This is a genomic window from Devosia sp. (assembly GCF_028290645.1).
In the GTDB taxonomy this organism is placed as follows: Bacteria; Pseudomonadota; Alphaproteobacteria; order Rhizobiales; family Devosiaceae; genus Devosia_A.
In genome coordinates this window covers 1-6,796 of record NZ_JAQGJL010000402.1, presented here as the reverse complement: position 1 = coordinate 6,796, position 6,796 = coordinate 1, and the positions used below count along the sequence as shown (strand labels likewise).

The window sequence follows — 6,796 nt, the reverse complement described above, 5'->3', positions numbered from 1 at the left end:
AATGACGTCATAGAAGCGATAGAGCAGCCGCGAAATGGTCGACTTGCCGGCACCGGAGGGGCCGACGACGGCGATGGTCTTGCCGGCCGGAACCTCGAAGCTGATGCCCTTGAGGATCGGGCGATCGGGGTCGTAGGAGAACTTCACGTCGTCGAACCTGACCACCGGGCCGGTGATCGCCAACGGCTTCGCGCCGGGCTTGTCCTCGATCTCGGGGGCGCGGTCGAGGAGCTTGAACATCTCCTCGATGTCGGTGAGACCCTGGCGGATTTCGCGATAGACGAAGCCGATGAAGTTGAGCGGCCGGTAGATCTGCATCAGGAAGGTGTTGAGCTGGACGTAATCGCCCAGCGTCAGCGTGCGGTTCATGACGCCGAGCACCGCCATGATGCCGATCACCACCATGCCGGTGTAGAAGATCAGCGCCTGGCCGAAATTGAGGAAGCCGAGCGAGGTCCAGATGCGGATGGCCGATCGCTCGTATTTCTCCATCGACTTGTCGAAGCGGTCGGCCTCCATCTTCTCGTTGGCGAAGTATTTCACCGTCTCGAAGTTGAGCAGGCTATCGATGGCCTTGCCGTTGGCGTCGGTGTCGCTGTCGTTCATGTCGCGGCGGATGGAAATCCGCCAGTTCGACGCCTTGATGGTGAACCACAGGTAGAGCCACACGGTGACGATCAGCACCGTCAGGTAGGTCCAGCCGAACATGACGATGAAGATCACGCCGGTGATGAGGAACTCGACCACCGTCGGCGCGGTGTTGAGCATCGTGAAGCGCACGATGGTCTCGATGCCCTTGGTGCCGCGCTCGATGATCCGGCTCAGGCCGCCGGTGCGGCGGGCGAGGTGGAAGCGGAGCGACAGCTTGTGCAGATGCTGGAAGGTCTGCAGGGCAAGCTTGCGCACCGCGTGCTGGCCGACCGAGGCGAACAGCACGTCGCGCAATTGCTGGAAGCCGGCATCGACGACGTTGCCGACGCCGTAGGCGATGACGAGGACGATCGGCACGGCGAGGCCGAGGATCAGGGCGCTGTTCGGGGCCGTCGCGTCGAGGCCGTCGATGATGCCCTTGTAGATGAAGGGCACGAGCGTCGTCGCGACCTTGGAGACGAGCAGCGCGCCGATGGCGAGGATGACGCGGAGCTTCAGGTCCGGCCGGCCTTCCGGCCACATGTATTGCCACAGGTTGCGAACGGTGGAGAGCAGGCCGCCCTCCTCCGCGCTGACGGTGGGGCGTTTGGGTGCCGCATTGGCGGAAGACATCAGGCTAGCTCTTTAACCGGGAGATCGGTGGTGGTGAGGCCCGAGAACAGGCCGGAGCAGGCAATGCCGAATTCGGCCAGGCGATCGGACCTGAGCGAATAGCAGTTGCGCGTGCCCCTGGGATGGCGTTCGACCAGCCCGGCGTCGAGCAGCACCTTGATGTGCTGGCTGACCGTGGACTGGGCCAGCGACAGGTTCTGCGTGACATCGGTGCAGCAGCAATCGCCCGGCCGCTGTGCGGCCAGGATGCGCAGGATGTTGAGCCGCACGGGGTGTCCGAGGGCGCGCATCACATTGGCGATGTCGTCGTCATGCATCGGGTTCATCGTCGTTCAGCGATAAAGAATCGAACGGGCCAAGGCAAGGCGAAACCACCTGCCTGGCTGGGTAGTGGCTTGGGGGGGCGGGCTTCGCTGGGGGGCTGAGACGTCGTTCGGCGCGTGGGGCCACCCCCCACCCAGCTGCGCGACGGTCTGGGCTATGGCCCAGACCTGCTTCGCTACCCTCCCACAAGGGCGAAGGATGGCATCGAGTTCGTTGCGCCATCAGTCGTCTCCCTCCCCCTTGTGGGGAGGGATCAAAAGTGGGGGTGGCCCACGCTCATTGGTCTGCGGAGGCCGCTCGAGCGCTGTTGAAGCCTCAGTCCAGCGGCGGTTGTTCGCGCTCGGACGGCATCGGGCCGGGTTCGCGCAGGGGGTCGTGCGAAATCGGCATGCCTGGTAGCGGACCTTCGGGGAAGTCGCGCTCCGGCGCTTCGGTCTCGGGGACCTCGGGGATCACTTCGCCGGGCTTCTTGTCGGGTTGCGGGAGGGGCCGGAATGGATCGGGCATTGAACGTCTCCGGTGGTTGCGGAGGCTCAACGGCGGATGGTCCGGTTCGTTCCTACTCCTCGGTCACCAGCGGCAGGTCCAGCACCTGGCCGGGGAAGATCCGGGAGGCGCGGCGGATCAGGTCGCGGTTGGCCTTGAGGATGGTGCGGTAGTGGATGCCGTGGCCGTAGTAGCGGTGGGCGATGCTCCACAGGGTATCGCCCTGGCGGATGAGGGCCTTACGGCCCGTGAAGCGGCCGTTCACCGGGTCGCCGAAGGGCAGGAGGCGCAGGATTTTGACCGGATTGGTCGGGCGCGGATCGGGTACCGCAAGCTGGGCGACGAGAGCCGGGGCATGCGGCGGGTCGAGGACGACGGTTGCCGGCTCATGGGTGATGTCGGCCAGGGGTGGCAAGGTGGTCGGCCGAAGCCCCGATGAGGCGAGGATGCCGACCGACGCGGACTCGCCCGCCGGGGTCACCGGGGCCAGCGGCGGCAGCGGCTCGGGCGCCGGCGCCGGCTCGGATGACTCATCGGGAGGGGGCAGCGGCGCGCTGCCGTTCGGCTGACCGGCAGTCTGCGGTTCACCGTCCGGGATCGGGTCCGGAATGGCGACAGGTGCCGGCGGCGCATCGGGGGCCGGCGCGGATGGCTCGACGACACTGTCGGGTATGGGTTCAGGTACCGGAGCGGGAGCGACTCCGGGATCGGGGGCGACCGGCGGTTCTGGCACCGGCGGGGAGACAGGCGTTGCGGGCTCGCTCGGGAGTTCGATCTCGATGGTGATGGCGCTCTCGCCGAGGACCTTGCCCGTCCCGGGCTCGATCGCTTCGACGCGCAACTGGCGCTTGGGGACGGACAGCAAGTCGCCGGCCTCGATCAGCCAGCGCCCGTCCTCCACGGAGGTTTCGCCGATGAATTTGCCATCGGCGTAGAACCGCATCAGCGCGCCGGCGGGTCCGGAGCCGGAGACGACGCTCGACCCGCCGTCGAGCTCTATGGCATCGATGGTGGGCGCCAGCACCAGCGGAGCGGCGACGGCCGGCGCGGGCGGCGGCACGACGGGCTCGGCTGCGGTGTCGTCGAATTGCTGCTCGGCCAGTTCTTGCGGCTCGGGGTCAGCAATCGGCTGAGCGGCGTCTGTAGCGGCGATTACCGGTTCAGCGGCAACCGCTGGGGAGCCTGGCCTGGCAAGCGGCGCTGCGACCGGCCCCTGATCGAGCGGAGCGGAAACGAAGGTGCTCCCCTGCCCCGCCGGCGGGATTTCGGCATCGACCTTCGCGATTTCGACAGGCTCGACCGCGGCAGCAGGCTCGACGCCGGCATTGTCTGTAGCGGCCTGAGGCACAAGGGGGTCGACCTGCCGCTCCGCGCGTATCGGAAGCTCGTCGACCGCGACGACCGGCTTCGGCCGGTCGGCGCGGGCGTCCATCGGCGCGGCCTCGGGCAATGCCTCCCGGGTCCCGGGGAGGATGGTGCCGGGGAGGTCGAACTTCCTGTTCGCCATGTCGCGGAGGCAGCTGACGACGCCGCGCGGATCGGTCGAGCAGGCATCGATGGCGGGTATTGCGATTATGCCGAGCGCGACCGCCAGCGTCACCCCGGCGGCACCCAGGGCGAGCAATAGAGTGCGGCGATCGTCGGTCCGGCTCAGCGGGGCCCCCCGGGGAACGCGGGCAACCTGCCCCGTCACGCGCCGGCGTCTCAGGCTGCCTCTGATTTCATCAATTTATAGGTAATCGACTCGTAAAGCGCCTCAAATGAGGCATCGATGATGTTCGGGCTGACGCCGATTGTATACCAGCGCTCGCCGGTGCCATCGCGGCTTTCCACCAATACACGGGTGACCGCGCCCGTGCCGCCGTCGAGGATACGCACCTTGAAGTCGACCAGTTCGAGATCGGCGATGCGGTCCGAGAACACGCCGAGGTCCTTGCGCATGGCGAGATCGAGTGCGTTGACCGGGCCGTTGCCTTCTGCCACCGACATCAGCAGCTGGTCGCCGATGCGGATTTTCACCACCGCCTCGGTGACGGTGATCTGCTCGCCGCGCGCGTTGTGCCGGCGCTCGACGCTGGCGCGGTAGCTCTCGACGTCGAAGAATTCGGGCAGGGTGCCGAGGACGCTGTGGGAGAGGACGAAGAACGAGGCGTCGGCGCCGTCGTAAGAATAGCCCAGCGCCTCGCGCTCCTTGACGATGCGGAGGAGTTTTTCGAGCCGGATGTCGTCCTTCGAGAGCACGATGCCGTGGCGCTTGAGGGCGGCGAGGAGGTTGGACTTGCCGGCCTGCTGGCTGACCATGATGGTGCGCTCGTTGCCCACCGCCTCGGGCGTGACGTGCTCGTAGCTCGACACATCCTTGGCGAGCGCGGAGGCGTGGATGCCGGCTTTGGTGGCGAAGGCCGAGGTGCCGACGTAGGGCGATTGCCGGGCCGGAGCGCGGTTGAGCAGATCGTCGAAGGCGCGCGAGATCGAGGTGATGTCGCTGAGCTGCTCGACGCTGACGCCGGTCTCGAAGCGATCGGCGAAGCCCGGCTTCAGCATCAGCGTGGGGATCAGCGTCACGAGGTTGGCGTTGCCGCACCGCTCGCCGATGCCGTTGAGCGTGCCCTGGATCTGGCGGGCGCCGGCGGAGACGGCGGCGAGGGTGTTGGCGACGGCCTGGCCGGTATCGTCGTGGGCGTGGATGCCGAGGCGATCGCCGGGCACGACATTCAGCACATCGGCGACGATGTCGGTGACCTCCGAAGGCATGGTGCCGCCATTGGTGTCGCAGAGGACGAGCCAGCGGGCGCCAGCGGCGCCGGCGGTCTCGAGGAACTGCAGCGCATAGGCGCGGTTGGCCTTGTAGCCATCGAAGAAGTGCTCGCAATCCACCAGCACTTCCTTGCCTGCCGCGATGCCCGCTTCGATGGTCTCGCGCAGGTTCTCGAGGTTCTGCTCGGGGGTGATTTCGAGCGCCACCTTCACCTGGTGATCCCAGGCCTTACCGACGAAGCAGGCGGCATCGGCGGCGGAATTGAGGATGGCCTGCACGCCGGGGTCGTTCCCGACCGAGCGGCCGGAGCGCTTGGTCATGCCGAAGGCGGTGAAGATCGCGTCGCGGGTGCGGCTTTCGGCAAAGAACTGGTCGTCGATGACGTTGGCGCCCGGGTAGCCCCCCTCGATGTAATCGACACCGAGGCGCTCGAGCAGTGCGGTGACCGAAATCTTGTCCTCGAGCGAGAACTCGATGCCGGCCGTCTGCGCGCCGTCACGCAGCGTGGTGTCGAAGAGGTAGAGGCGTTGCTTGCCAGGCGCTTGGGCAGTCATCGGAGGGTACTCAGTTACGGGGCGGCCATTCGGCCGTGTCGTGGTCGGGGTGCTGGTTGTTGGAGGCCTTGATGCGCGGCAGGCGGCCTTCGGGATCGACCGAATAAGTCGGGTGGCTGCCGGGCAATTCGCCAAGGTGGGCGTACCAGCTGACGCGGCTCTCGTTGCCGTATTGCGCCACCGGCGGCACGCGATCGGGCTCGTCGAAGGCGCCAGCGAGCACGCCGATGTCAGGCGCCCAGGGGTAATCGAAGATCAGCGGCGTGCCGCAATCCCTGCAGAACCCGCGGTTGGCGAGCTCGGAGCTCTTGAACCAGCTGATCTCGCCGCGCGTGACGTGGAAGGCCGCCTTCTGGACCGGGCAGATCACCGCGAACGGGCCGCCGACGGCCTTCTGGCACATGCGGCAGTGGCAGACGTGGACGTTGTCGGGCTGCTGATCGACGCGGAAGCGGACTGCGCCGCACTGGCAGCCACCGCTCAGGTGAACTTCGGACATGAGACTTTCAGACATGGCTTACTCGCGGGACCCAATCAGTGGTGTCGTGGTCGGGATGCTGATGGTTCGACGCGCGGATGGCCGCGATGTCGTCGGGCGACTCGGCTTCTTCCGTGGTGCCGACCGCCTCGGCGCCGGGCAGCAGGGGGAAATCCGGATGCCGGCCCTCGAGGCCAAGCTGATAGCGGATGGGGATGAGACGCGGATCGTCGAACGAACCGATGGTCATCGAGACGTGCGGGCCGCCGAGGCTGCGGTAGTAAAGCGGCGTGCCGCAATCCCGACAGAAGCCGCGGGCCGCAACATCGGAGCTGTTGAATTCACTCGGCTTGCCGCGGGTCCAGGTCAGGTGCTCGTGGCGGATGCCGACAAGGTCCGCGAAGACGTTGCCCGATGCCTTCTGGCACATGCGGCAGTAGCAGACATGCGGGTTGTCGCGCAGCTCGGTGGCCTGCCAGCGCACGGCGCCGCACTGGCAGCCGCCCGAATACTCCCGGAAGCGATAGCTGTCGTCGCTCACATTCCGCCTCCCGCGAACCGGTCCGTGGTTTCGATCAGATGATGCAGGATGCCCGGCTGGCTCAGCGCGTGCCCTGCCCCCTCGACCATGATGAATTCCGCCTCCGGCCAGGCCTGGTGCAGGTCCCAGGCGGTCTGCGGCGGACAGGCGACATCGTAACGGCCTTGGACGATGACGCCGGGGATATCGCGCAGCCGGCCGGCATCGCGGAGCAGCTGGCCCTCGTCCAGCCAGCCGGCATGGACGAAATAGTGGTTCTCGATGCGGGCGAAGGCGAGCGCGTAATCCTCACCGTAGAACGTATTGCTGACCGATGGATCGGGCAGCAGCGTGATGGTCTCGCCTTCCCAGCGGGCCCATTCGCGCGCCGCGCCGAGGCGGATATCGCGGTC

General features: G+C 66.9%; 8 protein-coding genes. All 8 read right to left on the bottom strand.

From position 1 onward, the window contains the following. On the bottom strand, window positions 1-1,263 hold a 1,263-nt coding region (locus tag JWQ89_RS21285; protein WP_299644476.1), incomplete at its 3' end, for an ABC transporter transmembrane domain-containing protein. Further along, the gene (locus JWQ89_RS21280; RefSeq protein ID WP_299644474.1) at window positions 1,263-1,580 is read right to left on the bottom strand and encodes a metalloregulator ArsR/SmtB family transcription factor; all 318 of its coding nucleotides are present in this window, start codon (window positions 1,578-1,580) and stop codon (window positions 1,263-1,265) included. The genes JWQ89_RS21285 and JWQ89_RS21280, both read right to left, overlap by 1 nt. Window positions 1,581-1,902: 322 nt before the next feature. Continuing rightward, entirely contained in the window at window positions 1,903-2,094 is a 192-nt protein-coding gene (locus JWQ89_RS21275; protein WP_299644471.1) for a hypothetical protein, read from the bottom strand. A gap of 52 nt (window positions 2,095-2,146) precedes the next feature. After that, on the bottom strand, window positions 2,147-3,766 hold the full coding sequence (locus JWQ89_RS21270; RefSeq protein ID WP_299644469.1) for a LysM peptidoglycan-binding domain-containing protein: 1,620 nt from the start codon (window positions 3,764-3,766) through the stop codon (window positions 2,147-2,149). A gap of 11 nt (window positions 3,767-3,777) precedes the next feature. Next, window positions 3,778-5,385 carry a citramalate synthase gene (gene cimA / locus JWQ89_RS21265; RefSeq protein ID WP_299644467.1) on the bottom strand — a complete coding sequence of 536 codons (1,608 nt, stop codon included), beginning with the start codon at window positions 5,383-5,385 and terminating at the stop codon, window positions 3,778-3,780. 10 nt (window positions 5,386-5,395) lie between these two features. Then, window positions 5,396-5,899, bottom strand: a complete 504-nt coding sequence (locus tag JWQ89_RS21260) for a GFA family protein (RefSeq protein WP_366144029.1) — start codon at window positions 5,897-5,899, stop codon at window positions 5,396-5,398. Next, window positions 5,892-6,404, bottom strand: coding sequence for a GFA family protein (locus JWQ89_RS21255; protein ID WP_299644465.1), 513 nt, complete (start codon window positions 6,402-6,404; stop codon window positions 5,892-5,894). Before JWQ89_RS21255 ends, JWQ89_RS21260 begins: the two co-directional genes overlap by 8 nt. After that, window positions 6,401-6,796: alpha/beta hydrolase (locus JWQ89_RS21250; protein ID WP_299644462.1), on the bottom strand; the 396-nt coding region annotated here is incomplete at its 5' end. The genes JWQ89_RS21255 and JWQ89_RS21250, both read right to left, overlap by 4 nt.